Source organism: Micavibrio aeruginosavorus (assembly GCF_051245535.1).
Classification (GTDB): Bacteria; Pseudomonadota; Alphaproteobacteria; order Micavibrionales; family Micavibrionaceae; genus Micavibrio; species Micavibrio aeruginosavorus_D.
On sequence record NZ_CP195303.1, the window covers coordinates 39,402 to 63,481 of the forward strand.

Sequence of the window (24,080 nt, forward strand, 5' to 3'; positions counted from 1 at the left end):
ATAATGAAGCGTTTTTTATTGGCCTCCGTTGCCGCTCTGGCCCTGTCGTCCTGTTCGCTGACGCCCGATTACACGCGCCCCGATGTGGGCACACCCACCGCATGGCATGTTGACGCCAAAACCGGCGTGAACGTGACGGCGGATTGGTGGGGCAATTTTAATTCAACCGAATTGAACGCGCTGATTATTCGCGCGCTGGAAAATAACAATGATTTGCGTGCGGGCATTCACCGCATTGAACAGGCCCGTGCCAGCCTGAAAATCGCCGGGGCGGACATGTATCCGTCGATTGATGGATCGGGCGGCGTATCATGGTCCCGCAACAACCCGACCAGCGGCAAAACCACATCGGAAAATTCCGGCCGCGCCGGGGTTGGCGTGGCGTACGAGGTTGATTTGTTCGGTGCCAATCAGGCCGCAATCGATGCCGCGGCTGCGAATGTCGAAGGGGTGGTCGCCGATCGCCAAGCACTGGCCCTGACCGTCATGGGGGATGTGGCCACAACCTATTTCACGATCCTGAATTTGAACGAACGGATTGATATTGCAGAAAGCAATTTGAAAATTGCGCGCGAGGTGCTGCGCATCGTGCAGGCCCGTGAAGAGGCTGGGTCTGTCTCCGGGCTGGAAGTCGCCCAGCAAAAAACAATCGTCGCCAATACCGAAGCCGGATTGTCCAGCATCCGGGAACAGCGCGTGAATGCCTATAACGCCTTGGCCGTATTGCTGGGGCAACCGCCGCAAACGGTGGCCGTGCAGGCGCAGGATTTGTCGGGCGTGACCTTGCCCGCCATTGCGGCGGGGCAGCCCTCGGACCTGCTGATCCGTCGCCCGGATATTTACAGCGCCGAAATGGATCTGATTGGGGCCAATGCCAATATCGGCGCGGCCCGCGCGGCGTTTTACCCCTCGCTCAATCTGGGGCTGGATTGGTCCGTGGCGGCCAGCCCGCTGGGTGATCCGACGGCGACGGCGTTATCGCTCGCCGCCGCCCTGACCGCGCCGATTTTCCAAGGTGGGCGTTTGGAAGGTGGATTGGAACAAGCAACCGCCCGGCAAATGGAACTGGCCGAAACCTATCGCAAAACCGTTTTGGTCGCGTTTCAGGAGGTGGAGGACGCGCTGGCCGCGATCCGTGCTACGGGTGAACGGCAAACGGCGTTGGATATTGCGGCGACGGAATCGCGCCGCGCGTGGGAATTATCGGTGAAGCAATACGATGCCGGGTTGATCGATTTCCAGACGCTGCTGGATGCGCAACGGTCCATGCTGTCGGCGGATGACACGGCGCGTTCGGCGCGACTGGCGACCTATACGGCGGCCATTACCCTGTTCCGGGCCTTGGGCGGCGGATGGGAATCGGGCGTAATGCGCTGATTTTCTAGGGGGTTTTTGGCGGAATCTGGGGCTTTTCAAGATTTTGAATTGCCTTGGTTTGGGCTTTCTGTTAATCCTGTGCCGTCTTTTCGAAGAAGCGCTCGTAGCTCAGCTGGATAGAGTATTGGTTTCCGAAACCAAGGGTCGCAGGTTCAAGTCCTGCCGGGCGCGCCATTTTTCCGCTTTTAGCCCACAGGGCTGCAAATTTCCACTAGAACGCCGTTCAGATCACGAACATACGAAACTGTTTGCCCCCATGGTTTCTGAGCTGGTTTTGCAATTTCAATAGCGCCAGAGGCCACAGCATGCGCGTGTGCCGCGATCACGTTGTCTGTAACCAGAGCAATCTCAATACCCGCTGCTTTATCTGAAGGGCGGTTGAGGCTTGCTTCAATTCCATTGATTGCGTGCATCTCTTCTGATGCGAAGGCCAATGTTGTTGTGCCGGTTTCCAGCTCGCCATACTGATTGCTTTCATGCAGAAAGCGCAATTTCAAATCAAAAGCGGATTCATAGAACGAAAGAGTTTTTGGAACATCGGGAACGTAAATGATGGTGTAACCAAACTTCATGAAAAACCTCAGGTCTATTGACGCGTTGTCAAGTGTGGCTTAATCCGGCTTTTTTCAATGCGGCCTTCTGGCGTTTTTCCAAGGCGGTCACATCGAAATCGGCAATCATCTCGTTGAACAGACGGTGCCAGTTTACTTCCGCTTTTAAATGCAAGAAGACGGAGCCGAGGCCCAACGCGGCGCGGTCCATAAAGACGAATTCACGAGGAACGGTAACACCGCCGAGGGAGCGCAGGCGTTCATGCACCTCGGTCGCTGTTTCGCGGCCATAGATGCCGTTGGTTACTTCGCCAATCGGGCGGACGCGGTCTTCCATCACCGGGCCGTACAGGAATTTGGCCCAGATGTTCAGCGTTTCAATATGGTCCTTGGACAAATTGTTGAAACCCCATGTTTCATAGGCATGCACGGCGCGGGCCGTGTCGTTGTTCATCAACGCGTGATACAGGTCGATGACGCCGCCAATAAATTTTGGCGGGAAGACGCGGACGCAGCCAAAATCCATCAAATTGATCGACAGGTCGTCGCGCACCGTATAATTGCCCAGATGCGGGTCGCCGTGGATCACACCGTAATAATACAGCGGCACATACCACGCCCGGAACATGTTCAGGGCGATTTGATTGCGCGTATCGGCATGGGCGTCGACATAATCAAGAATCTTTTCACCGTCCATCCATGTGGCGGTCAGCAGGCGGTCCGTCGATAGATCGTCAATCACGCGCGGGACATGCACGGCCTTTTCATCTGCCAGCATGTTGCCGTACAGCTTGCAGTGACGGGATTCCAGCGCATAGTCCATTTCCTCGAACAGCCGGGCGGACAATTCGTCATGGATGTATTTGGTTGAAATCGCCTTGTCGTATCTCTCATACAGCGAGAAAATTAGTTTGAGCTGGTTCAAATCCGCCTGAATCACCGATTGCATGTCGGGGTATTGCAGTTTGCAGGCCACGCGCGTGCCATCATGCAAAACGGCGCGGTGGACTTGCCCCAGCGAAGCCGCGGCTGCGGCATCATGTTCGAATGATTTGAATTGGCTTTCCCAATCGGCACCCAATTCCGTTTTCATCCGGCGGCGCACGAACGGCCAGCCCATTGGGGGCGCGTTGGATTGGAGCTGGCGCAGGGCGTTGGCATATTCGGGGGGCAGGGCCTCCGGGATCGTGGCCAGAATTTGCCCGACCTTCATCAACGGGCCCTTCAGCCCACCCAGAGCCAGCAGGAGTTCCTCGGCGTGTTTTTCCCGTTCGATCTTCAGGCCCAGATAACGCTCGCCCGCAACCTTGGCGGCCAATCCGGCCATCGCGCCGGAGACTTTGGCGTAGCGGGCGGCGCGGCTGGCAATTTTGCCGCCGCTGCCGGATTTTTTCGATTTGTTTTTCGGGTCCTGTGCCATGGGGTGCAATGTGGCGGGACTGACGAAAAAGTCCAGCCTTATTTCCCGCCTATATCCATAATTTCACGGATTTATGTCTTGAAAAGCGGGCTGGGGCACGCCACTCTAACTCTCTGAAATATATGAACGGACCGCCATTCCCATGACTCGCCAGATTGACACCCATCGCGACCATATCCTGCTCACCGGCCTGCCCGATGTGGTGTTTGACGGCTGGGCGGTGTCCACCTTTGAAACGGCGTTGAAAAATGCGGGCGAAGACCCGGCGCTGGTGCGCGCGGTGTTTCCGGGCGGTGTGGCCGACATTGTGGCCCATTTTTCCGATTGGGCCGATGCGTCGATGATTGATGCGCTGGCCGATATTACACCCGAAGATCTGCGCGTGCGCGACCGCATCCGCGCGGCCTTGCTGGCCCGGTTCGATGGGCTGGCCCCGTGGAAGGAACAGGTGCGCATGGCATCGACATGGTGGTCGGTGCCGGGGCGGCAGACGATGGCCGCCAAATGCGTCTGGCGCACGGCGGATTGCATCTGGGACTGGGCGGGTGATATCGCCACCGATTATAACCGCTATACGAAACGGGCGTTGTTGTGCGGCGTGTTGACATCATCAACGATGGCGTGGTTGAACCAGTCCGGTGATGATGGCGCGGCGTTGGAAGAGTTTATTGATCGCCGCATTGATCGCATTATGACGCTGGGGAAAATGATGGGCCGCATCATGCCCGGTAAAAAAGACAATAATAAAAGATCCGGGAAGGAACATTCGGCATGAGTAAAAAAGCAATGCGTATAATTGTGTTATCCGTTGCGGTTGCCGGGATGCTGGGCGGTGCGCCATTCAGTTACGCCAGCAACACACTGCCCCCGGGGGCGCAGCCTGTTGCCGAAAAAGACGGTTTTTTTGAATCGATCGGCGCAAAGCTCAAGGCGATGTTCCCGCAATATTTCCAAGACCGCGACACCAGTGCAGTGCCCGGCGAAACCTTGCGCGCCCCCTTTGCCGACCCCAGCCTTCAGCCCGTCGCGCCGACGCCGCTGATGCAATTTGGCATTGGCGTGAACGAATTGGATAAAACCGTCGGAAAAAATCTGGATGTTCCGCACCGGAATCAGGATGAACTGGCCAAGTGGCTGGACCGCGCCGTGGCCGAAACCATGTCGTTCAGCCCATCGTCATACCCGGAACATGTCAAACATCTGGCCACCGGTTTCACACCGGAAGGTCTGGCGCAGTTTCAGGCCTGGGTCCAAAGCGCCAATCTGGTTCAGGCGATGGAAACCGGCAATCTGCAAATGAATGGTTTCGTGCAGGAAGCGCCGTTCCTTCTGAACGAAGGGGTGGTGAATGGGCGGTATCGCTGGCTGTTTGAAATTCCGGTGATGATCAGCTTTTTCGACAAGGACGTGAAGTTCATGAAAAGCTCGACCCAGATCAAGGAAACACGCCGTCTGCTGGTTCGCTTGCAAATTGGTCGCGTAGCGACGGGCGGTCTGGAAAACGGTGTTTTAATCGAAACATGGGAAGTCTACGCCAACACGCGTAAAAACTGATCTGGCCATGCGTTCATTGCTTCAGGCGGGCGATCCGCCCCCGTTTGAAATTCTCAATCCCGATGGGCGCAGCGATTGCATCCTGATCTGCGAGCATGCTGGAAATCTGGTGCCTGCTGCGCTGGGGCGCATGGGGCTGGATGATGATGATTTTGGCCGCCATTACGCCGTGGATATTGGTGCGCGCGGTGTGACGGAACATCTCTCCCGTTTGCTGGATGCGCCCGCGATTGTCGCGACCTATTCCCGGCTGGTGGTGGATATCAACCGCACGGTCGATCACGAAACGACCTTTCCGGTGACGGGTGAGGGTAAACCCATCCCCGGCAATGTGGGCATAAGCGCCGCCGACAAGGCACAGCGCATCAATGAAATTTACAAACCGTTTGATCAGGCGGTGCAGGACGTGATGAATGCCGTTCTGGATCATGGGGGCCGCCCGATGTTGTTGGCGGTGCACAGCTATACGCCTGTCTTTTTCGGCACGCCGCGCCCGTGGGAATGCGCCGTGTTGTGGCGGGAGGATTGGCCTATGTCCCGGGCCATGATCAACCATCTCCGCGCCTTGAACCCGCATGTGGGGGATAACGAACCCTATGACAGCCGGAAACAATGTTTCGGCACGTTGGACCGCCATGCCGGGGGGCATGGGGACGGGCCAGAGGGGGCGTTTTTATGGCCCCACGCCCTGGTCGAAATTCGTAACAACCTGATCCAAAACGATAAAGACCAGCAATCATGGGCTGAAATTCTGGCCGGTGTGGTGGGTAAAATTATGGCGGATGAATCCAATCGCGGCCTTCCGCCCGACACCCCCTTGGGTTAAGATCGGCGCGTTAACCACCATCTGTGACCGCAGGCGACCTGTTTTATGCAAACGGGCTCCGGTCCTTGTATTTGTAACGGGATTTGAAAATGGCAGAAGCACAATTGAAAAGCGTTGGGTCCGATGATGGCACGCGCGAAGTGGACGGCGTAACGGGCAAGCGCCTGAAGGCCTTTATCGAGCGTCTGGAGCGTCTGGAAGAAGAGAAAACCGCGCTGGCCGAAGATATCAAGGACGTGTACGCAGAATCCAAAGCCGTTGGTTTTGACACCAAAACCATCCGCAAAATTATCCGTATGCGCAAAGTGGCGCTGGATAAACGTCGCGAGGAAGAAATGCTGCTGGAAACATACAAAGCCGCCCTCGGTATGGAATAATTGCTTTCTTTGCATTCGGCGTAAAAACCGACACAATAAGGGCCGGGGTTCTTCCCCGGCTTTTTCTTTTTTAACGGGTTTTCCATGACACATATTCTGTCCCGTTTTTTCATTCCCGCCATGTTCTGCGCCATCGTCGTGCTGGCGCTGTTTTTCCGCGGGATTGAACAGGCGTTGTTCGCGCCGGTTCTGGGTGGCGCGTGGGTGTGTGCGGCCTTGGCGTTCTGGTCCGCGCGCCGGAATGACCGGTGGGATTTGCCGTGGGCACCATTGAGCGTGGCACTGGTGCTGTTCTTTGGCTGGATCGGGCTGGCTTTGTTCCGGGCCGATGTGATGTTTGTCAGCGGGGCGTTCACCGCCATGCTGTTGCTGGTTCCGGCGTTGTTTTTCACACTCACGCTGCATCACGACCGTGATCCTGAAATTTTACCCGCGCTGGTGCGTGTGTTCGCGGGGCTGGGGGCGGTGTTGTCCGTCTGGACGATGTTTCAGGCGGCGGTGCTGCCCGATCTGGCGGGGGGGCGCATTCACCACCCTTTCCTGAATGCCAATGATCTGGGGGCCTTTATCGCGATGGGTGTGCCCTTTGCCTTGACCATGCTGTTGCGCGAATCGGGGCGTGTGATGGTGGCGGGTGGGATCATGCTGGCGCTGGCGCTGGTGGCGATTGCCATGACGGAAAGCCGGGGCGGGTTTCTGGCCGCCGGGGCGGTGATTGTGGTGATGGCCCTTTGGTGCGCGCCACTGACACGCCAGCGTATCGGGCCATTTGTTTTGACGCTGGTGGCGGCATGGGCCATCTGGTTTGCGTTATGTGCGTATTTGAATGATACAACGACGATCGCAACGCGGTTTGGCGGCATTATGGGCGATTCCAAGGCCAGCATTGATGAACGCTATCTGATCTGGACCACGGCCCTGTCCATGGCGGCGCAACACCCATGGACGGGGATCGGTGGATTGGCGTCGTTTTATCTGTCCTATGCGGCCATGCGTCCCTTTGGCGATACCAGTGATGGGTATTTCGTGCATTTTGACCCGCTGCAATTCGCCGTCGAAACGGGTATTCCGGCGCTGGTGTTTTTCTATCTGTTGCTGGGTGTGATTGCGGTGCGCACGATTTGGGCGGCATCGGCGACGCAGAATATGGGCCAACGTCTGGCGGTGCTGGCTCCGGCGGCGTCTTTGCTGGTTCTGGTGCTGAATGCGCATCTGAGCTTTCAGCTTTATATGCCCGTGTTCCTGATCCCCGCCGGGGTTATTCTGGCGGCGTGGTATGTGGCGACGGAACAGTGTCTGGGGCGGAATTGTTTATCCGTGTCGTTTCAAAACCCCGTTGTGCGGCGGTTGGTGTTTGCCGGGGTGATGGCGGCGTTTGTGTTGAGCGCCGTGTGGTGCGCGCGGGCCGGGGCGGGCATTTATTACACCGACCGCGGCCATGCGGCGATTGGGCGCGGTGATTTTGACAGCGCGGATCGATTGTTGAAGACGGCCCGGATGGTGGCGCCGGATTCATATTCCCGCGCCCATTATATCGATGCCGTGGCGGCGCGAATGCGGTTGAATAAAAATATTCTGGGCGGGCAAGACCCGCGCGCAATCTATGACCGGGCCATCGCCGGGTATGACCGCGCCATTGCCCTCAATCCCTATAATGCCTATTACCGGAATGAAAAGGCGTTGTTGTCCTTCGCCGCCGCCGACACGTTGGAGCCGGACGGCGTGGCCAAGGCCGAGCAAATTTTGCGCGATGCGTTGGCCCTCGATCCCTTGAATTTCGAAGTGCGGGTGGGTTTGTCCCAGGTCTATGCGTCATCCGGGCGCATGGATATGGCCGTTGCCGTGTTGGAGGACGTTATGCGTTGGCGCGTAGCAGAACTTTATGCATCTCCGCAATATCTGAACATGCTGGCACAACGCTATCAGCAGGTGGGGAATACAGAACGTGCCGCGTTCTATGCGCAGAAGATCAAAGAGCGTACAGAGCAGCGCAATGTTCAGGTGCGTGGCCGGACGGGCGTGGATCAATGGCTGAAAAAATTACGGGACCGACTGGCCCCGTAATTTTGTATGCGTGATTTCGTATGTTAGTTGATGGTCAGGTGCTGTGGCACATTGGCGCGCTTTGCCGCCGATTCATCGCGGAAGCGCACTTCAACTTCGGCCAATCGTGCCAGTGTGTTTAACATGCGAACGGCCTTCGGGGCGTCATTATACGCGTCGCCAAAGGCGGCCAATTCTTTCATCGCTTCGCGATCATCGTCGGACATAAAGCGGGAGCGCATCAGCGCGCTGGCGACCAGCAGGAACATTTGATCGGAGCTGTAACGGGATTTGCCGGAGTCGGCGCGCTCAAGCATGCGGTCTCCGATATGGGAGCCAGTAGAGTTTTCGTTGAAACTTCTTTTCAAATCCGACATGTCTACATCCTGTTCTTTAACGCTACTGTTAATTTATTAACATTTTTTTAAACCTTACCCAAAAAACGGCTCTGGCGCAAGGAAAAATCAGAATTATGGGAAAGTGCCGGATTTCTGCGGCCTTGGGGGTGGGGTGGAATTTACCGATTATTTATATTTTCCCTATATCGTGACAGCGAACAGGAAGACCATAAAAAAAGAGGATTTGATGAAACCCGTTTCGCTCAACCATACGATGATCCAGATGTCACAACGTCTCGACGCGTATCTGGATGCACGCGATGCGGAAATTCGTCAGGAAGAATCCGGCCAGGACGAAGCCAGTCACAATGAAGAGCGCGCCTTGCGTGCCGTCGACAGCCTGCTGGCCCATCTGCACAAACAGGCGCTGGACGCCGAAATTCATTTCAAGCGGCTGGAACAACAGCGCGGGGCGAAAGACCCGATGGCGCAAATCGCCGCCGATATGATGGACAGCGCGAAAAGCGCCTATCTGACCCGTATGCTGGAAGCCCGCGAAGACGACGCCGTTCAGGCCGCGGTGAAAGCCATGCTGCTGCGTCTGGATGATGAACGCGAAGCCGAATTGGCCGAAACCAAGCAAAAATTCTGGGACCGCCTGAACGCGTTCCACCTGCGCATGCGCAGACAGATGGAAGCGGAACAGAACACGCATGATCCATTCATGGCCTTTATGGCGATGATGATGATGAATGGGATGTCTGCGGGCCTGAACAACTCAATTGATGCGGCCCAAAAACAAATGCGGCGCCAAAGAACCTTTGCCGCCGCATTCGCTGAAGCATCCTTCGGGCCGCAACCCGGCGGGTCTATGTCGGCGTTTGCCGGTTCTTAAGCAGCTCATCCACCACGGCCGGGTCGGCCAGCGTGGATATATCCCCCAAACTGTCAATTTCACCGGCGGCGACTTTGCGCAAAATGCGGCGCATGATTTTTCCTGACCGTGTTTTGGGCAGGCCGCTGACCCATTGGATCACATCCGGTGAGGCAATCGGGCCGATGATCTTGCGGACCACCTGCACAATTTCCTTTTTCATCTCCTCACTCGGTTCGCGCCCGGTGTTCAGGATGACATAGGCATAAATGCCCTGACCCTTCAGATCGTGCGGAAAACCGACCACGGCGGATTCCGCCACGCATTCATGTTCGTTGATGGCGGATTCAATTTCCGCCGTGCCGAACCGGTGGCCGGATACGTTGATGACGTCATCGACGCGGCCCGTGATCCAGTAATAGCCATCTTCGTCACGGCGGCATCCGTCACCGGTGAAATATTTGCCCTTGAACGTGCTGAAATAGGTTTGTTCGAACCGCGCATGATCGCGGAACACGGTGCGCATCATGCCCGGCCACGCATCGGCAATGCACAGATTGCCTTCGCACGGGCCATTCATAATATGACCTTCGCCATCGACAATTTCCGGGGCCACGCCAAAGAACGGTTTTGTGGCCGAACCCGGCTTGGTCGCAATGGCGCCGGGCAGCGGCGTAATCATGTGGCCACCGGTTTCGGTTTGCCACCATGTGTCGACGATGGGGCAACGCCCTTCGCCAACCACGCTGTTGTACCACATCCATGCTTCATGGTTGATCGGTTCACCCACGCTGCCCAAAATGCGCAAGGTGGAACGGCTGGTTTTCTTGACCCATTCATCCCCTTCGCGCAGCAGGGATCGGATTGCGGTGGGGGCGGTGTAGAAAATATTGACCTTGTGCTTGTCAATCACCTGCCAGAAGCGGGAGAAGTCCGGATAATTCGGCACGCCTTCAAACATCAGCGATGTGGCGCCGTTGGCCAGCGGGCCATAAACGATATAAGAATGCCCCGTGACCCAACCCACATCGGCCGTGCACCAGTAAATTTCACCCGGCTGATAATCAAACACCCATTCATGGGTCAGGCTGGTATACACCATATACCCGCCGGTGGTGTGCAACACGCCCTTCGGTTTTCCGGTGGAGCCAGAGGTGTAGAGAATGAACAACGGGTCTTCCGCATTCATTTCCTCACACGCGCAATCGGTGCTTTGTGCATCGACCAGATCATGCCACCAGAAATCACGTTTGGAATTCCACGCCACATCGCCGCCCGTGCGTTTCAAAACGATCACGGTGGATACGTCGGGGCAGGATTTCAGCGCTTCATCCGTGTTTTTCTTCAACGGCACTTTCTTGCCACCGCGCAGGCCTTCATCCGCTGTAATCACGATATTGGAATCGCAATCCAGAATACGATCGCGCAGCGAATCTGGCGAAAATCCGCCAAACACAACCGAATGAACCGCCCCGATGCGGGCGCAGGCCAGCATGGCGTATGTCGCCTCCGGCACCATCGGCATATAAATGGTGACGCGGTCGCCTTTCTTCACGCCGCGCGCTTTCAGCGCGTTGGCCAGTTTGGACACTTCATCCTTCAACTGGGTGTAGGTGATGTGCTTGCTCTCGCTCGGGTCATCCCCCTCCCAGATCAGCGCGGTCTGGTTCGCGCGGGCGGGCAAATGGCGGTCAATGCAGTTATAGGCCGCGTTCAATACGCCATCTTCGTACCATTTGATGGATACGGGGGTGTTGAAACTGGTGTTCTTGATTGTGGTTGGTTTTTTAAACCATGTGATGCGTTCCGCCATATCACCCCAGAACCCGTTGGGGTCGGTGATGGAGCGTTGATACAACGCGTCATATTGGGCGGCGGTGATATGCGCCTTGGATGTGATGGCGGCGCTGGGCTGGAAAAAATCCTTGGTCATTGCGACTCCGGCTGGGTTTTTCGTGACGGTTGATGACATGGCGAAATAGCCCCTGAATTTTGCTGAAAAAGCATTAGATTCTAAATTTTATGCCAAAATTTGTAACACAGCCCTAAAGCCGGGGGGAGGGGCGGTGTTTGTGCAGCGCAAAAATCGTTGGATTCGTCGGGTTTTTACGTATGTTGGCCGTGGATATAATTATTTTGCATAATGTTTGCTTTTGGGTGTATTTTCCCTGCCATGACAGAGAAAACAGATCCATTGCTGATAGGTTTGCGCGACCGCTTCGCCCGTGCGGTGCATGGCGGCGACCGTGCGCGCACCGCGACCTTTATCAATCCGCATTTGCAGGAATTGGGTCAGTGCGAATGGATGGAAGGCTACAGCCTGAATAACGGGCAGGATTGGGCGCTGAAGCGGATGGTGTTGTCATCCGAAAACGGCGATCCTGTCGTGCAACAAATCCAGCAAGATCGTTACAGCCATATCAGCTTCGGTGAAATGCTCTATCGCCTGCACGAATATGAACGCGGGCAAGATGCGCTGGGCTATCTGCGTGACAAAGATGATTCTGGCCATGCCGTGGGCACACCTCTGTTTCTGGACGTCGCGGCGGTTGAGGGTATTCCTCACGATGCCAGTGGCTCTCTGGTCATCCCGCAAAATGGTCACATTGTCGGGGATGGAAAATTCCCTCTCTCGGCCTTCGCAATCGCGGCCAGCACGGTGCAACGTAAAAAAGATGGGGCGGGACTGGCCGTTGCCATGCCGCCGCAATCGGTGGCGATGTGTCTGTCCGATGAAAAAGACATTTTTACAATGACGGATGAAGTGAAGGCGTACTTGTTCAACGTCGCTTCCCGAATTTCAAGTACGGTTTCTGACTTGAGAAAAAATGACATGAAGGGGCGATTTTTTGAAAACGGATCATCGTGGCCGGACTATCAATCACTGTTTGAGGAGCGTTATTGCTATGTAGCTACATCCGGTTATACGGAAAAGATGGCGAATACGGCATGCGAGTTTCGTTCCCAGGCACCTGTGAAAATTGGAAGCTATGTTTTTGCAATGATGTCTGCGGCCGAGCTGCTGTGTGACCGAATTTTGTACGCAGATTTTATGCAGGAAAAGGATTCGCTGCGTAAGGTTAAAAAGAAACATGAAGACGTGGTGGAGCGTCATTTTTTAGGAATGGATCGTAAAATAAACATTTCACCGTTTGATGTAACCGCCGATTTGTTCGTGAAATCCGTCAAAAATCAAACATTCGATCGCGCGCTTGAATGTGAGAAGATGCAATCCATTGTCGCCATTCTTGAAAACATGGCGCGCAGTGTAGCGATTGATTTAAATTCGATCCCGGAAGATGTGAATTTTGCGTTGGGTGATGAGGGTCAGCGACTGGCGTTGACGGCTGATAACAATGCTCAGAATATGAAGGCCATTCCGCCTTATGTTGGCGCGGGGCCGGGTTAGAGCTTTCCCTATAAAACCGGATCCGCCTCAATCGGCTGAGCCTTCTGCGCCTTGCGCAGGGCGATGATGCCGACGCCGGACAGGGTCAGGGCTCCGCCAATCACCAGCGATTGATCGATATGTTCACCCAGCATCATGGCGGACAGGATAATCGCCACCACCGGCATCAACAGGATAAAGCACGTGACCTTGGCCACCTCGTTGCGGGAGAGCAGGGCTTGCCAGAGGATGTGCGACAGGCTGACCAGCACGACTTGATACCCAATCGCGCCGCCCAGTTGAGACCAGTCGGTTTCGGCGACCTGCGCCCATCCGGCCGGGGCCATGATCAGCGAGGCGATCAGGACGAACGGCACGGCAAAGCCGTTGGTCAGGGCGATAAAGGTGGCGGGGTGGACGCTTTTCAACTGGCGCATACGGATATAGCTGAACGCCAGCGCGATGGTGCAGGCCATGGTGATGGCAAAGCCCAGCGGGTGCCCGGCGACATCCGGCCCCTTGAGCGTGACCAGCAGGCCCGCAAAGCCAAGCGCAATGCCGCCCCATGTGCGCCAGCCGATTTTTTCCGCCAGCAACCACCATCCCAGCAACGTCGCAAACAGGATTTGCGATTGCAACAGGATGGCCATGGTCGATGCGTCCATCATCTTCATGGCAACGAACAGGAAGCCTTGGTGCAGGACGCACATATAGAAAGAAATTTCCGCGATCTTTTTCGCCACATCCCACCCGGGCCATTTGATAAAGGGCAGGAAGACCAGTGTGGTTAGGGCAAAGCGCAACGTGATGAAGGTCAGCGGTTCGGCTTGGTTGACGCCGATTTTAATGGCAACTATGTTCCCGCCCCAAATGACGATGACCAACAGGCTGAGAAGAACATCACGCAACGACATAATACGCAGAACCTTTATTTAAGATGTTATTTCAGGCCGCCCATTTTGCAGATAATTTTCCATTCGGCGGCCGTGACGGGCGATACGGACAGACGGGATTGTTTGACCAACGCCATATCCTGTAACGCCTTGGTGTCTTTAATGGCGGCCAGTGTTACGGGCTTGGGCATGGCGCGGTCGGCTTTCACATCGACCATGACGAATTTGCCTTTTTCATCGGTCGGGTCAGGGTAGGATTCGCGGGCGATTGTGACGATGCCGACAATCTCCTTGCCCTCATTGGAATGGTAGAAAAAGGCTTCATCCCCCTTCTTCATGGCGCGGAGGTTATTGGCGGCCTGATAATTGCGCACGCCGTTCCAGCCCTCGACACCTTTTTTCACCTGCTGGTCCCAGGACCAGACGAAGGGTTCACTTTTGACCAGCCAGTAAGCCATTCGAGAAATTTCCTTTTAAAATCAAAACGGACGGCCCCAAAGGACCGCCCGTCTATGATATGGACCGGATCCGGCCCTTGGCAAGGGCCGTGGGGCCTTAAGGTATTGTCGGCGGGGCGATATTCATGGTCCGGAACCGGTTTTTATAGGCATCGGTTCCCGGAATATCGGCGGGTTCGCGCATGTCGTGGATTTGTGGCAATCCGTTATTGAGGAAGGTCACTTTCACCTCATCCAGCGTGATGGTTTTGGCCGTATTGGATTGCATGACGGCATCAACCGCGTCCGGCGGCATAAAGCTGTGGACGTTGACGATGGCGCCGTCCGGCAATTCGACCCGGTAGTTGTCGTTTTTCGCCGATGCCGGCAGGTAGAAGATGTGCGCCAGAAAGGTGCGTTCCTTGTCGCCAATCCGGTGGGCCCCGTAATAATTTCCCGGCAACGGGGATTGCATCGGCTGGACAATGATGCTGGTCAAATCAACGGTCAGGTTTGTTGGGTTGCACATGGCTGTATCGGTCCTTTTTTTGTCTTACGGGTTAATCTGGCGGTGGATCGCCGGTTTATGTCCCGGGCCACGATTGCATGCGCAATCATTGCAAGGGGATGCGCCTTTGCCAAACATCACTTTGCTGGCGTGGGCGTTAAACGCCGCGGTTCCATCAATTTCACAGGCTTTGCGGGCGTCAAATCCACGCGGCAGGCTTTGGGAATGATGGGAAACACGGATGGATTGAACTGTGGGCATTTCAAACTGCAACTGATCGAACGTGATCGTGCCGGGGTGTTGCATGGCCTGTTCAACGATGTCGCGGGGGAGAAGGGAGGAGACCGATACGCGGTCGTTTTCATTCAGAACTTTTTTGATTTCGGCATTTTGCGGCGTGTCGGGGATGTAGAAGACGCTGGCGGTGAAATCGTGGCGGATCAGGCGGACATTCCCGTGCGGATCGCGTTCGATAATATTGCTTGGTGGATCGATCGGGCGAAGAATAATTCCGTGGGCGTTAATCAAAGCCTGCTGACGGGCGAGTTGGTCTGCGGCTTGTTGCTGTTGTATGGCTTTGTAGTGTTCTGCCATGCCTTCCATGATGTGCGCTCCTTCTTCGGGTTTAAAGTTCGTAGCTGTAATCCGTCTTTGGTGGTTTCGGCGTGCCCTTTTCACATGTGCACGTGTCGCACGGGCTTGCGACTTCGCGCCCCATCAAAGCCTGACGTGTGGCTTCGACGTGGAAGATATGTGACTTTGTTCCCGGTGTCTGGCACGCGGTGCGAACATCGACCGCATTCGGGTAACCAAGCGCGTTGAATGTCACGCTCAGTTTTTCAAATGTGATGGTTTGTTTGCATTCGTTGATCCGCGCAACATCCTCATCGCTCATATAGCTGTGGATGTATAACACCGTATCTTCGCGCAAATTGCCGCGGAATTTTTTGTTTTCTGGTGTGTTGGGCAGGAAGAAAACTTTGGCCATGAAGCGGCGGACGTGGTCGTAATTGTCGCTGGCGCGGGAACTGCCGAGGGGCGTAACGATCAGCCCCCGAACGTCGTAGGGAACATTGATTTCGATCTTAGCGTCGTCTGTGTTGGCCATCGTGGGCTCCAGCAGAGAGGTTACGATGGGGCACACTATGAAAACGGCGATGGTTATGTCAAGAAATTTAATTACCGCGACTTTTCAGTAGCTTACTTCCCTTCGGCCTTGATTGGGCGCTCCAGCAACGTCGTCATGGCGTCTCGCACGGCCAGCCCGCCATCCAGACAGGCATGAACAGCGGCGGAAATCGGCATTTCAACGCCCTTGTCCTTGGCCATGGTGGCCAGCGCGCGGGCGGTATAGACCCCTTCGGTCACGGAATTCCGTGCGCCGAGAATCTCTTCCATCGTTTTGCCTTCGCCCAACGCGGCGCCGAGGGAGAAGTTGCGTGATTGCATGGAGGAGCAGGTCAGCATCAGATCACCCATGCCGCACATGCCCATCAATGTTTCGCGCTTGCCACCCATGGCCACGGCCAGACGCGCAATTTCGGCAAGGCCGCGTGTGACCAAAGCCGCGCGCGCGGAATCACCCAGGCCAAGGCCGTGGATCATACCGCTGGCAATCGCAATCACGTTTTTCACCGATCCGCCCACCTGCGCGCCGACCAGGTCGTCGCTGGCGTACGGGCGCAATGTGCGGCACGCCAACGCATCACATAATCCTTCGGCGGTTTTGGAATCCCGTGCGGCAATCGTTACGGCGCTGGGCAATCCGCGGCCAATTTCGGCGGCGAATGTCGGGCCGGTCAGAATGGCGGGAATGGCGTTTGGTGCTTCTTCCATCAACGCATCGGTCATCAATTTGCCCGTGGAAATTTCAATGCCCTTGGCGCAAATGACGATGGGTTTGTTGGCAATCGCATCCTTGATCGGGCGCAAACTGGCGCGCAGATATTGCGCGGGCGTCACCATCAAAATAATGTCCGAGGCCAGCGTGGCGTGAATATCATTCGTCGCACGAATGGATGGGTTCAATTTCACGCCGGGCAGGAAGGGCGTGTTTTCATGTGTGGTGTTGATGGCGGACACGACTTCATCTTCCATCGCCCAGATGGTGAGCGCGCGGCCACTTTCGGCCATACATTGGGCCAGTGCCGTACCCCACGCGCCGCCGCCGATGACTCCGATGGTTTTCATGTTCTGTCTATCCTTCGTTATGCCTTAATACCGGCGCCAGTTTTGGGTTCCGCATCTGGGTCCAAGGGCCAGCGCGGACGCGCCGCGAAATTCAACGGTGATGTATCGCCCCGGCGGAGGCGTTCAATGCCCGCCCAGGCAATCATCGCCCCGTTATCGGAACAGAGTTTCAATGGCGGCGCGACAAAAGTAAAGCCCCGGGCGGCGGCCAGATCTTCCAGCGCCCCCCGCACGGCCATGTTGGCGGCCACACCACCGGCCACGACAATGGTGGGCGTGGCATGGGCGGGGTAAGTTTTTTTGAATTGGTCCATGGCCCGTTTGCACCGATCCGCGACGACATCGCGCACGGAGGACTGGAACGATGCGGCAATGGCTGCGACGTCATCCATCTGCAACGCACCGGGCGGCAGGGCATCGACATGATGGCGCACGGCGGTTTTCAGTCCAGAGAATGAAAAATCACAATCGGGTCGGTGCATCATCGGGCGTGGCAAGGGAAAGCGGGTCAGCGCAGCAGCCACGTCGGCGCACTGGTTCGCCGCGCGTTCCAGATTGGGCCCGCCGGGATAGGGCAGGCCCATCAATTTCGCGGCCTTATCAAAACATTCGCCCAACGCATCATCCAGCGTGGTGCCCCAGCGGTGATACACACCAACATCTTCAACCACCAGAATTTGCGTATGCCCGCCGGAGACGAGCAGAAGGAGGTAGGGGAATTGCAACGCTTGATCGGTCAAACGCGGGGTCAGGGCATGGGCTTCCAGATGGTTGACGGCGATAAAGGGTTTGCCAGCGGCGGCGGCAATGGCCTTGCCCGCCATCATCCCCACCATGACCCCACCGATCAGGCCGGGGCCACAGGTGGCGGCCACGCCGGACAGGTCGGCGAAGGATAATCCCGCCTCGTCCATCGCGCCCTTGATCAGGCGGTCGAGGTGGTCCATATGGGCGCGGGCGGCAATTTCCGGCACAACGCCGCCAAAAATGCGGTGGTCATCCAGTTGGCTCAGAACCATATTTGACAGAATCGTGCCGTTGCCGTCCACAAGGGCGGCAGCAGTTTCATCACAACTTGTTTCTATGCCTAGAACGACCATAACCGGAATGCTATAAGGGCCCCGTCTTTAATAAGCAAAGTAAAAAAGTACCCGCACTATGGCCCAAAAACTGCGTATTGGAACAAGGGGATCGAAGCTGGCATTGGTTCAGACCACCATGGTCGCCGATGGCTTGAAGGCTGCCCACCCGGGTCTGGACGTTGAAATTGTCGTGATTCAATCCTCTGCCGACTGGAAGCCGGAACAGGGCGAAACCCGCCTGTCCGAAGCCGAAGGCGGCAAGGGCCTGTTCGCGCGTGAGATTGAACAGGCCATTCTGGCCGGTGCCGTGGATTGCGGCGTGCATTCGATGAAGGACATGGCGTCCTTCCTGCCCGAAGGGTTGCAGGTTGTGCATGTTCTGGATCGCGCCGACCCGCGTGATGCATTACTGGCCAATGATGGCATTCAATCAATTGCGGATTTGCCCCAAGGGGCCGTGGTCGGTACGGCCAGTCTGCGCCGTCAGGCGATGCTGCTGGCGATGCGTCCGGATTTAAAAATTGTTCCCTTGCGCGGCAACGTGCCGACGCGGATTGAAAAATTGCGCAGCAAACAGGTGGATGCAACCATTCTGGCGTTGGCCGGGTTGAACCGTTTGGGGCTGGCGCATGAAGCGTCCTGCACCATCGACGCCGACACCATGTTGCCCGCCGCAGGCCAAGGGATTGTTGGCATTGAAACCCGTGTGGGTGATACGCAAACAATGGCGTTGCTGGATGCTATTCACGCCCCAGAAACGGGGCTGGTTCTGGCCGCGGAACGCGCGGCGTTGCAGGTTCTGGATGGATCATGCCACACGCCGATAGGCGCGCATGCGACATTGAACGGCGACCAATTGCATTTGCGTGTTCTGGTCGCGTCCGGTGACGGGGTGCAGGTGTTTACGGATGAACAATCCGGTCCTGTGCATGCGGATCATGATGCGGCCCTGATTGGTCAGGTGGTCGGCGCGCGGTTGAAATCGCGTTTGCCTGACGGGATTTTGCAATGATCTTTTCCGGCTTTTGTCGGCCGATTGTTCTGGTCACGCGCCCGGCGGACGATGCCGGGGACTTGTGTGACGATGTGCGCGGCGCTGGGTTTATTCCCATGCTCGCCCCGATGCTGAATATCGTTCCCCTCGATCCGCCTGTTCCGTCCTTTGATCATATTCAAGCCATTGTCTTCACCAGCATGAATGGCGTGCGCCATTGTCCGGACATTCCGCGCGATGTTGCGGTCTATTGCGTGGGCGATCGCACGGCGGAGGAGGCGCGGGCTGCGGGCTTTACCGCGGTGGTCAGTGCCAGCGGCGATATCAACGATCTGGAAGCCGTTTTAACGGGTGCAAATTTGAACCCGGGCCGGACCGTTCTGCATGTCTGTGGGGTCGATGTGGTCCGTCCAATGACCGTGCCCGGCGTGCGGGTTGAGCCGTTGGTGGTCTATCGCGCTGACATGGTCACGCGTCTGCCATGGGTGGTGCGGGTGATGATTCGGCTGGGCTGTGTCACGGGTGTTTTGTTTTTTTCGGCGCGGACGGGGCAAGCCTTTGTGAATACTATGAAAAAGATGGGTTTGGACCGGGCGTGTGCGGGCATCGGGGCCTTGTGTCTGTCGGATTCAGTGGTAGAGTCTGTATCGGACCTGCCATGGCGCGGACTCTATACTGCACAACGCCCCGACCGGGCCGCCATGCTGGACCTTTTGGATCATCTGCGTCCTTAAACTTTACGTAACTCTTCACCGCCCGTATTTCATCAATGGGCCGCAAAGGGCCGATCAAGACCATGCAAAATTCTTCTGCGCCAATCCCCCCGGATGACAATGCCATTACCAATGCCGAAACCGTCATTGAACGGTTTGGCGGCATTCGCCCCATGGCCACCAAAATGAACGTGCCCGTAACCACGGTACAGGGATGGAAAAAACGCAACGTCATTCCCGGCAACCGCCGCGCCGATGTGGTCAGCGCCGCCGCCGCGCATAATGTGAATTTGTCCGGCATTCTGGATGCCGTGTCGATGGTGACACCCGCGCCGCAGCCGCAGCCGCAAGCGCAACAGCAACAGCCCGTTCGCCCGGTCATGCACGAACAACCCACCATCAATCTGGGCGCGGATCAGGATTTGGATAAATTCAAGCGTCAGGCCGTGCGCAGCGCGATGCTGGGCTCTGCCTCGCTGGTGATGGTGTTTGTATTGATCAGCGGCATGTTGATCGCCGTTGGGAAACAGAAACTGGATCAAACCAGCAACCGCGTCGCCACGCTGGAGCGTGATGTCGAAGCGGTGCAATACACCGACCCGGACAAGGCCGCAAAAATTGCCAAGGATCTGGGTGACCGGATCAATGATTTAAAATCCGAAGCCGCCGGCCTGCAAACCCGTGTCGCGGATTTAAAGGATCAGGCCGAAGGCATCGTCGACCAGATCAAGGCCGCCGATGTCGCGGGCCTGATGAACCGTATCTATGCGTTGGAACAACAGGTGCAGGGTATTGCCGGGGCTTCGCCGGAACTCTCCGACATGCTGTCGCGTCTGGGGGATATGCAGACGACGCTGGAAGGACAGGCGCAATTGCAAAATTCCCTGACCGACCTCAAGACATTGGTCGAGGGCATGCAGGGCCGCATGGGCGAAATGGATTCAACACTGAAAGAAGTGCAGGAAGGTGATTCCGCACTGGCCCAGACGTTACAGGGTGTATCGCCCGCCGATTTGAAAGCGGCGGCGTTGTTGCTAGCCCTGACACAGGTGCGTGAATCCGCCGCGCGGGAACAACCGTTTTATGATGATCTCGTCTTGTTGAAAAACATGGTGGGCGAAGATGATCCGGAACTGGCCGCCGCGATTGACCGTCTGGCGCCGCTGGCGCAGCAGGGTGTGTTGTCACCCGATGGCCTGTCCAACGAATTGCGGAATCTGACGGGTGATATTGTTGTGTCATCGCTGAAGGGTGAAGATGTATCGGTGCAGGACAAAGCCATGGCGCGTCTGCATGACGTGCTGAAAATCCAGAAGGATGGCCAATTGGTCACCGGAACGGATACGCAGGCGCGGGTCGCGCGGGCGCAGGTGATGCTGGATAACGGCGATGTCGAAGGGGCGCTGGCCGAGCTTGAGGCCCTGCAAGGTCCCGCAGCGCAAACGGCGCAACCGCTGATCGATCAGGCGCAAATGACCTTGATGCTCGACAATCTGCAAAGCACTGTGACCGAAGGGGTGATGGGCCATATTGGCCGCGCGCGGTCCATTGGTGGGGCGATTGGCGGTGCCGCGGGTGGTGCTGTCGGTGCGCCAACGTCGGGGTCGACCGCGCCTATTATGATGCCGAAACAATAATCGTTGAATGAAACCTTGAACCGGAGCTGATCATTATGATCCGGACGTTGTGGATCCTGACAAAAATTGCCGTTCTGGTCGCCGCCGGTTGGTGGGTGGCGCATTGGGCCATGAACAATCCGGGCACGGTGCAGATTTCATGGCTCGGCTATGATATTGAGGCGCATGTCGGGCTGGTCCTGCTGGCCGGGTTTGTTGTTATTCTGGCGGCGTTGGTGGTGTATCGCATCTGGCTGGCGCTGGTGTCGCTGCCGATGATGTGGGGCAAAAAACGCGCGGATAAACGCCGTGATCGCGGCATGCGCGCGCTGGTGCTGGGCCTGTCGGCTGTTGCGGCGGGGGATGCCCGTGTCGCGGGGTATCAGGCGAGCCGCATGCGTAAATTCCTGCCCAAGGATGGCGGGTTGCCGCATTTGCTGGAAGCACAAGCCGCACGCCTGCAGGGCAATGATCTGGTCGCGCGCGCGCATTTCGATGCGCTGATGCGTGATAAGGATACGGCGTTTCTGGGCGTGCGTGGTTTGATGCAGGATGCGATGGATCATGCCGATGTTGATGCGGCGCTGGTTCTGGCCCGCAAGGCACAAGACATGCACCCGAAACAAAAATGGATTTTGCGCACGGTTTTCGGGCTGGAGGTGCAAAAACATGATTGGGCTACGGCCGAAAAAACATTGAAATCCGCCGAGCGTGTCGGCGCATTTACACCGGAAGAAGCACAATCCAACCGTCTGGCGCTGCTGATGGCCCAAGCCGATCAGGATTTGCGCGCGGGATTACAGGCGCAAGCGTTGCATCATCTGCGCGATGCCATTCAAATTTCCGCCGCGTTCGTTCCGGCGGCGGTGCGTCTGGCGCGGTTGTGCATTGATTTGCAAAAGAAACGCGAAGCCGCGCGCATTATTGAGCGGGCCTGGCGTGCCAACCCGCATCCGGATTTGATTCCGTTGTGGGATGCGTTGGCCCCGGAAAACAAAGCCAGCGACGCCATGGTGCGGATGCGGTGGTATGAACGTCTGGTCGCCCTGCGTCCCGATCACGCCGAAAGCCAACTGGCCGCCGCACGCGCCGCGTTGGAAGGCGGGCTGTGGGGTGAAGTGCGTCAATATCTGGTGATGGCGGAAACATTACATCCATCGCCGCGCATCTATCGCCTGTGGGCACGGCTGGAAGAAAAAACCGGCCATCCGGAAACGGCCAAACGCATGCTGGAAAAAGCGGCGGATGCCCCGGCCGATCCTGTCTGGACCTGCCGTCAAACGGGTCGCATATATGAACGCTGGGCCCCGATCGCGGAACCGCATGGCACGTTCAATACGATTGTCTGGGATTATCCGGATGCGCGTAAGAATTTGCTGTCCGACGGGTCCATCCTGCACATGCAGGCCGACCCGTTGCTGTCGGCCCCGATGCGCAGTCTGGGTGGGCGATAACGCAATTAGCTGGAGTGATGCTTGCGCGCGTATTCCAGCCGTGCCTTATCGGTGTCGGACAAGTTTTCTTCTACAGGCTCCAATGCTCTGACGATGCTCACGTAATCCTTTTCTGACCAGGCTTTATCCGCGATTAATTTTGCGTGCTGAAGCTCTGCATTTTGTGCATATGCCACATTGTTGTGGTGGCTGAATGCCTCTATCTGTGCAAAAGACTGTTCACTTCCGCTTAAAAGATCTGAGGCATGGCCCATCACGATGTCTGCAAGATTTTGCAGGATGGCGGGTAAGTTCTTTTCATCGCTGACCATCAGATTGGATACGCGATCCGCGTCTGGTGCTTTGTCTTTTTTTAGAACCACATGAAGCGGGAAAGATTGATCTTTTCCGCTTGTGCATTTTTTCCCGATTTCAACGCCAATTTCATAAGATCGTGTATTGTCCCAGTGAATGAGCAGGAAAACGAGATCGTTTTCATAGCGTACTTGCTGCAAACTTTCTGTGACACGGCTTAATCCGAATTGTTCGGCTATGGAATCAAATTGGTGCCTTGTCTCTGTCGGAAAGGACGTTGTCATCTTGTTTCCTTTAAAAATTATGCAGGTGTGCGCGGGACGTTAAATTTTCAGCCGCATCACCAATGGGAAGAATATAAATCCGGAAATAAACCCGCCAATATGCGCGGCCCACGCGATTGAGCTGCCGCCCGGTCCGCCCATGGACCCAAACGCCACGGAAATCACGATCCACAGCAGGATAAACGGCCACAGCCCGTATTTCCCGCCCATGCTGCCGGGGTTTTGGGCGTAGAGGACCAGCATGGTGGCCGCGAACAATCCGCTGATGCTGCCCGATGCGCCGATGACCGGGGCATCCGATCCCCAGTTCAGCGCCATGTGAAACGCAACCGCCGCCAATCCGCACAGCACGAATAAAATCACCATGCGTTTGCCGCCGATCACGCGTTCGCATCCGGCGCCGAACGCCATCATCATCACGCTGTTCAATCCCACATGCAACCATCCGCCATGGATCAGCATATAGGTGAAGGGGCCAACAACCATGGGCCAGCTAAATCCGAATTGTCCGGTGTAATACGCGGGCACGAATCCCATATGCATCATCACCCAATATTGCCATTCAGGGCTCAGGGCAAAACTCATAATCAATTGCACAAGGACGAAGGTAACCATCATCCATTTCGTTACGGGCGGCAGGTTGATCAGCGGGCCGTGATGCTCATCCGTTTGTGCATGTGCGTTCTTATCGCGCTTTTGAAAACGGACGATATTGCTGTCCGTTCCCATTGTTTTATGGGGGGTTTCATCATGGTTTTCGCCGTTATTATGGCCATTATCATCTTGCATGCTGACCCCTTTGGCCAAACTGATTTCTTCGCCTATACTGCGGGCGACTTTTCGAATCTAGGGTTTTCCCGCATAAAG

At 56.3% G+C, this 24,080-nt stretch carries 25 protein-coding genes and 1 tRNA gene; 13 read left to right on the forward strand and 13 right to left on the reverse strand.

The window, feature by feature from the left end; translation table 11 throughout:
• Nucleotides 1–3: 3 nt before the first annotated feature.
• On the forward strand, nt 4–1,377 hold the full coding sequence (locus tag ACSC94_RS00190; protein ID WP_435641066.1) for an efflux transporter outer membrane subunit: 1,374 nt from the start codon (nt 4–6) through the stop codon (nt 1,375–1,377).
• Between the two features lie 97 nt (nt 1,378–1,474).
• Nucleotides 1,475–1,551 (forward strand) — tRNA-Arg (locus ACSC94_RS00195).
• A gap of 11 nt (nt 1,552–1,562) precedes the next feature.
• Here ACSC94_RS00195 and ACSC94_RS00200 read toward each other — a convergent pair.
• Nucleotides 1,563–1,949, reverse strand: a complete 387-nt coding sequence (locus tag ACSC94_RS00200; RefSeq protein WP_435641067.1) for a VOC family protein — start codon at nt 1,947–1,949, stop codon at nt 1,563–1,565.
• 28 nt (nt 1,950–1,977) lie between these two features.
• A complete protein-coding gene (locus ACSC94_RS00205; RefSeq protein WP_435641068.1) occupies nt 1,978–3,348 on the reverse strand; it encodes an ABC1 kinase family protein in 1,371 nt (456 codons plus the stop codon).
• Between the two features lie 142 nt (nt 3,349–3,490).
• Between ACSC94_RS00205 and ACSC94_RS00210 the strand changes: the two genes are divergently transcribed.
• The 5 genes from ACSC94_RS00210 to ACSC94_RS00230 all read left to right on the forward strand — a co-directional run bounded on the left by ACSC94_RS00210 (nt 3,491) and on the right by ACSC94_RS00230 (nt 8,169).
• Entirely contained in the window at nt 3,491–4,123 is a 633-nt protein-coding gene (locus ACSC94_RS00210; protein WP_435641069.1) for a COQ9 family protein, read from the forward strand.
• Nucleotides 4,120–4,902, forward strand: a complete 783-nt coding sequence (locus ACSC94_RS00215) for a DotI/IcmL family type IV secretion protein (RefSeq protein ID WP_435641070.1) — start codon at nt 4,120–4,122, stop codon at nt 4,900–4,902. Before ACSC94_RS00210 ends, ACSC94_RS00215 begins: the two co-directional genes overlap by 4 nt.
• A gap of 7 nt (nt 4,903–4,909) precedes the next feature.
• Nucleotides 4,910–5,728: an N-formylglutamate amidohydrolase gene (locus ACSC94_RS00220; RefSeq protein WP_435641071.1), complete on the forward strand. Its 819-nt coding sequence runs from the start codon at nt 4,910–4,912 to the stop codon at nt 5,726–5,728.
• A gap of 89 nt (nt 5,729–5,817) precedes the next feature.
• Nucleotides 5,818–6,105, forward strand: a complete 288-nt coding sequence (locus tag ACSC94_RS00225; RefSeq protein ID WP_015466796.1) for a DUF2312 domain-containing protein — start codon at nt 5,818–5,820, stop codon at nt 6,103–6,105.
• Nucleotides 6,106–6,189: 84 nt separating this feature from the next.
• Nucleotides 6,190–8,169, forward strand: coding sequence for an O-antigen ligase family protein (locus ACSC94_RS00230; RefSeq protein ID WP_435641072.1), 1,980 nt, complete (start codon nt 6,190–6,192; stop codon nt 8,167–8,169).
• Between the two features lie 23 nt (nt 8,170–8,192).
• On the opposite strand, the gene ACSC94_RS00235 is transcribed toward ACSC94_RS00230, so the two are convergent.
• Nucleotides 8,193–8,465 carry a hypothetical protein gene (locus ACSC94_RS00235; RefSeq protein ID WP_435641073.1) on the reverse strand — a complete coding sequence of 91 codons (273 nt, stop codon included), beginning with the start codon at nt 8,463–8,465 and terminating at the stop codon, nt 8,193–8,195.
• 268 nt (nt 8,466–8,733) lie between these two features.
• On the opposite strand from ACSC94_RS00235, the gene ACSC94_RS00240 reads away from it, so the two are divergent.
• Nucleotides 8,734–9,381 carry a hypothetical protein gene (locus tag ACSC94_RS00240; protein ID WP_435641074.1) on the forward strand — a complete coding sequence of 216 codons (648 nt, stop codon included), beginning with the start codon at nt 8,734–8,736 and terminating at the stop codon, nt 9,379–9,381.
• Here ACSC94_RS00240 and acs read toward each other — a convergent pair.
• On the reverse strand, nt 9,356–11,293 hold the full coding sequence (gene acs / locus ACSC94_RS00245; protein WP_435641075.1) for an acetate--CoA ligase: 1,938 nt from the start codon (nt 11,291–11,293) through the stop codon (nt 9,356–9,358). The genes ACSC94_RS00240 and acs overlap by 26 nt on opposite strands.
• A gap of 240 nt (nt 11,294–11,533) precedes the next feature.
• On the opposite strand from acs, the gene ACSC94_RS00250 reads away from it, so the two are divergent.
• Entirely contained in the window at nt 11,534–12,769 is a 1,236-nt protein-coding gene (locus ACSC94_RS00250; RefSeq protein WP_435641076.1) for a hypothetical protein, read from the forward strand.
• 8 nt (nt 12,770–12,777) lie between these two features.
• Here ACSC94_RS00250 and ACSC94_RS00255 read toward each other — a convergent pair whose 3' ends face one another.
• From ACSC94_RS00255 to tsaD, 7 genes are all read right to left on the reverse strand, one after another.
• Complete coding sequence (locus ACSC94_RS00255; protein ID WP_435641077.1) at nt 12,778–13,662, reverse strand: DMT family transporter; 885 nt, start codon at nt 13,660–13,662, stop codon at nt 12,778–12,780.
• A gap of 26 nt (nt 13,663–13,688) precedes the next feature.
• Nucleotides 13,689–14,099, reverse strand: a complete 411-nt coding sequence (locus tag ACSC94_RS00260; protein ID WP_435641078.1) for an EVE domain-containing protein — start codon at nt 14,097–14,099, stop codon at nt 13,689–13,691.
• Between the two features lie 97 nt (nt 14,100–14,196).
• Entirely contained in the window at nt 14,197–14,607 is a 411-nt protein-coding gene (locus ACSC94_RS00265) for a hypothetical protein (protein ID WP_435641079.1), read from the reverse strand.
• A 24-nt stretch (nt 14,608–14,631) separates the two neighbouring features.
• Nucleotides 14,632–15,189 carry a hypothetical protein gene (locus tag ACSC94_RS00270; protein WP_435641080.1) on the reverse strand — a complete coding sequence of 186 codons (558 nt, stop codon included), beginning with the start codon at nt 15,187–15,189 and terminating at the stop codon, nt 14,632–14,634.
• Nucleotides 15,190–15,211: 22 nt separating this feature from the next.
• Nucleotides 15,212–15,694 carry a hypothetical protein gene (locus tag ACSC94_RS00275; RefSeq protein WP_435641081.1) on the reverse strand — a complete coding sequence of 161 codons (483 nt, stop codon included), beginning with the start codon at nt 15,692–15,694 and terminating at the stop codon, nt 15,212–15,214.
• 92 nt (nt 15,695–15,786) lie between these two features.
• On the reverse strand, nt 15,787–16,776 hold the full coding sequence (locus ACSC94_RS00280; protein ID WP_435641082.1) for an NAD(P)H-dependent glycerol-3-phosphate dehydrogenase: 990 nt from the start codon (nt 16,774–16,776) through the stop codon (nt 15,787–15,789).
• A 17-nt stretch (nt 16,777–16,793) separates the two neighbouring features.
• A complete protein-coding gene (gene tsaD, locus ACSC94_RS00285; RefSeq protein ID WP_435641083.1) occupies nt 16,794–17,876 on the reverse strand; it encodes a tRNA (adenosine(37)-N6)-threonylcarbamoyltransferase complex transferase subunit TsaD in 1,083 nt (360 codons plus the stop codon).
• A 58-nt stretch (nt 17,877–17,934) separates the two neighbouring features.
• Here tsaD and hemC point away from each other — a divergent pair, with 58 nt between their 5' ends.
• From hemC to ACSC94_RS00305, 4 genes are all read left to right on the forward strand, one after another.
• Complete coding sequence (gene hemC, locus ACSC94_RS00290) at nt 17,935–18,870, forward strand: hydroxymethylbilane synthase (RefSeq protein ID WP_435641084.1); 936 nt, start codon at nt 17,935–17,937, stop codon at nt 18,868–18,870.
• On the forward strand, nt 18,867–19,586 hold the full coding sequence (locus tag ACSC94_RS00295) for a uroporphyrinogen-III synthase (RefSeq protein ID WP_435641085.1): 720 nt from the start codon (nt 18,867–18,869) through the stop codon (nt 19,584–19,586). Before hemC ends, ACSC94_RS00295 begins: the two co-directional genes overlap by 4 nt.
• A gap of 62 nt (nt 19,587–19,648) precedes the next feature.
• Nucleotides 19,649–21,202 (forward strand): COG4223 family protein, encoded by a 1,554-nt coding sequence (locus tag ACSC94_RS00300; RefSeq protein WP_435641086.1) that lies wholly within the window; start codon nt 19,649–19,651, stop codon nt 21,200–21,202.
• A gap of 35 nt (nt 21,203–21,237) precedes the next feature.
• The gene (locus ACSC94_RS00305; RefSeq protein ID WP_435641087.1) at nt 21,238–22,635 is read left to right on the forward strand and encodes a heme biosynthesis protein HemY; all 1,398 of its coding nucleotides are present in this window, start codon (nt 21,238–21,240) and stop codon (nt 22,633–22,635) included.
• Between the two features lie 5 nt (nt 22,636–22,640).
• Here the strand turns inward: ACSC94_RS00305 and ACSC94_RS00310 are convergent, their stop codons facing one another.
• Both ACSC94_RS00310 and ACSC94_RS00315 read right to left on the reverse strand, forming a co-directional pair.
• Nucleotides 22,641–23,213, reverse strand: a complete 573-nt coding sequence (locus ACSC94_RS00310; protein WP_435641088.1) for a hypothetical protein — start codon at nt 23,211–23,213, stop codon at nt 22,641–22,643.
• A 39-nt stretch (nt 23,214–23,252) separates the two neighbouring features.
• Nucleotides 23,253–24,002: a rhomboid family intramembrane serine protease gene (locus ACSC94_RS00315; protein ID WP_435641089.1), complete on the reverse strand. Its 750-nt coding sequence runs from the start codon at nt 24,000–24,002 to the stop codon at nt 23,253–23,255.
• Between the last annotated feature and the right edge of the window lie 78 nt (nt 24,003–24,080).

Excerpts from the sequence above, each read along its gene's own strand:
- ACSC94_RS00190 (WP_435641066.1), top strand. The coding sequence starts at position 4 with ATGAAGCGTTTTTTATTGGCCTCCGTTGCCGCTCTGGCCCTGTCGTCC.
- ACSC94_RS00200 (WP_435641067.1), bottom strand. The coding sequence starts at position 1,949 with ATGAAGTTTGGTTACACCATCATTTACGTTCCCGATGTTCCAAAAACT.
- ACSC94_RS00205 (WP_435641068.1), bottom strand. The coding sequence starts at position 3,348 with ATGGCACAGGACCCGAAAAACAAATCGAAAAAATCCGGCAGCGGCGGC.
- ACSC94_RS00210 (WP_435641069.1), top strand. The coding sequence starts at position 3,491 with ATGACTCGCCAGATTGACACCCATCGCGACCATATCCTGCTCACCGGC.
- ACSC94_RS00215 (WP_435641070.1), top strand. The coding sequence starts at position 4,120 with ATGAGTAAAAAAGCAATGCGTATAATTGTGTTATCCGTTGCGGTTGCC.
- ACSC94_RS00220 (WP_435641071.1), top strand. The coding sequence starts at position 4,910 with ATGCGTTCATTGCTTCAGGCGGGCGATCCGCCCCCGTTTGAAATTCTC.
- ACSC94_RS00225 (WP_015466796.1), top strand. The coding sequence starts at position 5,818 with ATGGCAGAAGCACAATTGAAAAGCGTTGGGTCCGATGATGGCACGCGC.
- ACSC94_RS00230 (WP_435641072.1), top strand. The coding sequence starts at position 6,190 with ATGACACATATTCTGTCCCGTTTTTTCATTCCCGCCATGTTCTGCGCC.
- ACSC94_RS00235 (WP_435641073.1), bottom strand. The coding sequence starts at position 8,465 with ATGCTTGAGCGCGCCGACTCCGGCAAATCCCGTTACAGCTCCGATCAA.
- ACSC94_RS00240 (WP_435641074.1), top strand. The coding sequence starts at position 8,734 with ATGAAACCCGTTTCGCTCAACCATACGATGATCCAGATGTCACAACGT.
- acs (WP_435641075.1), bottom strand. The coding sequence starts at position 11,293 with ATGACCAAGGATTTTTTCCAGCCCAGCGCCGCCATCACATCCAAGGCG.
- ACSC94_RS00250 (WP_435641076.1), top strand. The coding sequence starts at position 11,534 with ATGACAGAGAAAACAGATCCATTGCTGATAGGTTTGCGCGACCGCTTC.
- ACSC94_RS00255 (WP_435641077.1), bottom strand. The coding sequence starts at position 13,662 with ATGTCGTTGCGTGATGTTCTTCTCAGCCTGTTGGTCATCGTCATTTGG.
- ACSC94_RS00260 (WP_435641078.1), bottom strand. The coding sequence starts at position 14,099 with ATGGCTTACTGGCTGGTCAAAAGTGAACCCTTCGTCTGGTCCTGGGAC.
- ACSC94_RS00265 (WP_435641079.1), bottom strand. The coding sequence starts at position 14,607 with ATGTGCAACCCAACAAACCTGACCGTTGATTTGACCAGCATCATTGTC.
- ACSC94_RS00270 (WP_435641080.1), bottom strand. The coding sequence starts at position 15,189 with ATGGAAGGCATGGCAGAACACTACAAAGCCATACAACAGCAACAAGCC.
- ACSC94_RS00275 (WP_435641081.1), bottom strand. The coding sequence starts at position 15,694 with ATGGCCAACACAGACGACGCTAAGATCGAAATCAATGTTCCCTACGAC.
- ACSC94_RS00280 (WP_435641082.1), bottom strand. The coding sequence starts at position 16,776 with ATGAAAACCATCGGAGTCATCGGCGGCGGCGCGTGGGGTACGGCACTG.
- tsaD (WP_435641083.1), bottom strand. The coding sequence starts at position 17,876 with ATGGTCGTTCTAGGCATAGAAACAAGTTGTGATGAAACTGCTGCCGCC.
- hemC (WP_435641084.1), top strand. The coding sequence starts at position 17,935 with ATGGCCCAAAAACTGCGTATTGGAACAAGGGGATCGAAGCTGGCATTG.
- ACSC94_RS00295 (WP_435641085.1), top strand. The coding sequence starts at position 18,867 with ATGATCTTTTCCGGCTTTTGTCGGCCGATTGTTCTGGTCACGCGCCCG.
- ACSC94_RS00300 (WP_435641086.1), top strand. The coding sequence starts at position 19,649 with ATGCAAAATTCTTCTGCGCCAATCCCCCCGGATGACAATGCCATTACC.
- ACSC94_RS00305 (WP_435641087.1), top strand. The coding sequence starts at position 21,238 with ATGATCCGGACGTTGTGGATCCTGACAAAAATTGCCGTTCTGGTCGCC.
- ACSC94_RS00310 (WP_435641088.1), bottom strand. The coding sequence starts at position 23,213 with ATGACAACGTCCTTTCCGACAGAGACAAGGCACCAATTTGATTCCATA.
- ACSC94_RS00315 (WP_435641089.1), bottom strand. The coding sequence starts at position 24,002 with ATGCAAGATGATAATGGCCATAATAACGGCGAAAACCATGATGAAACC.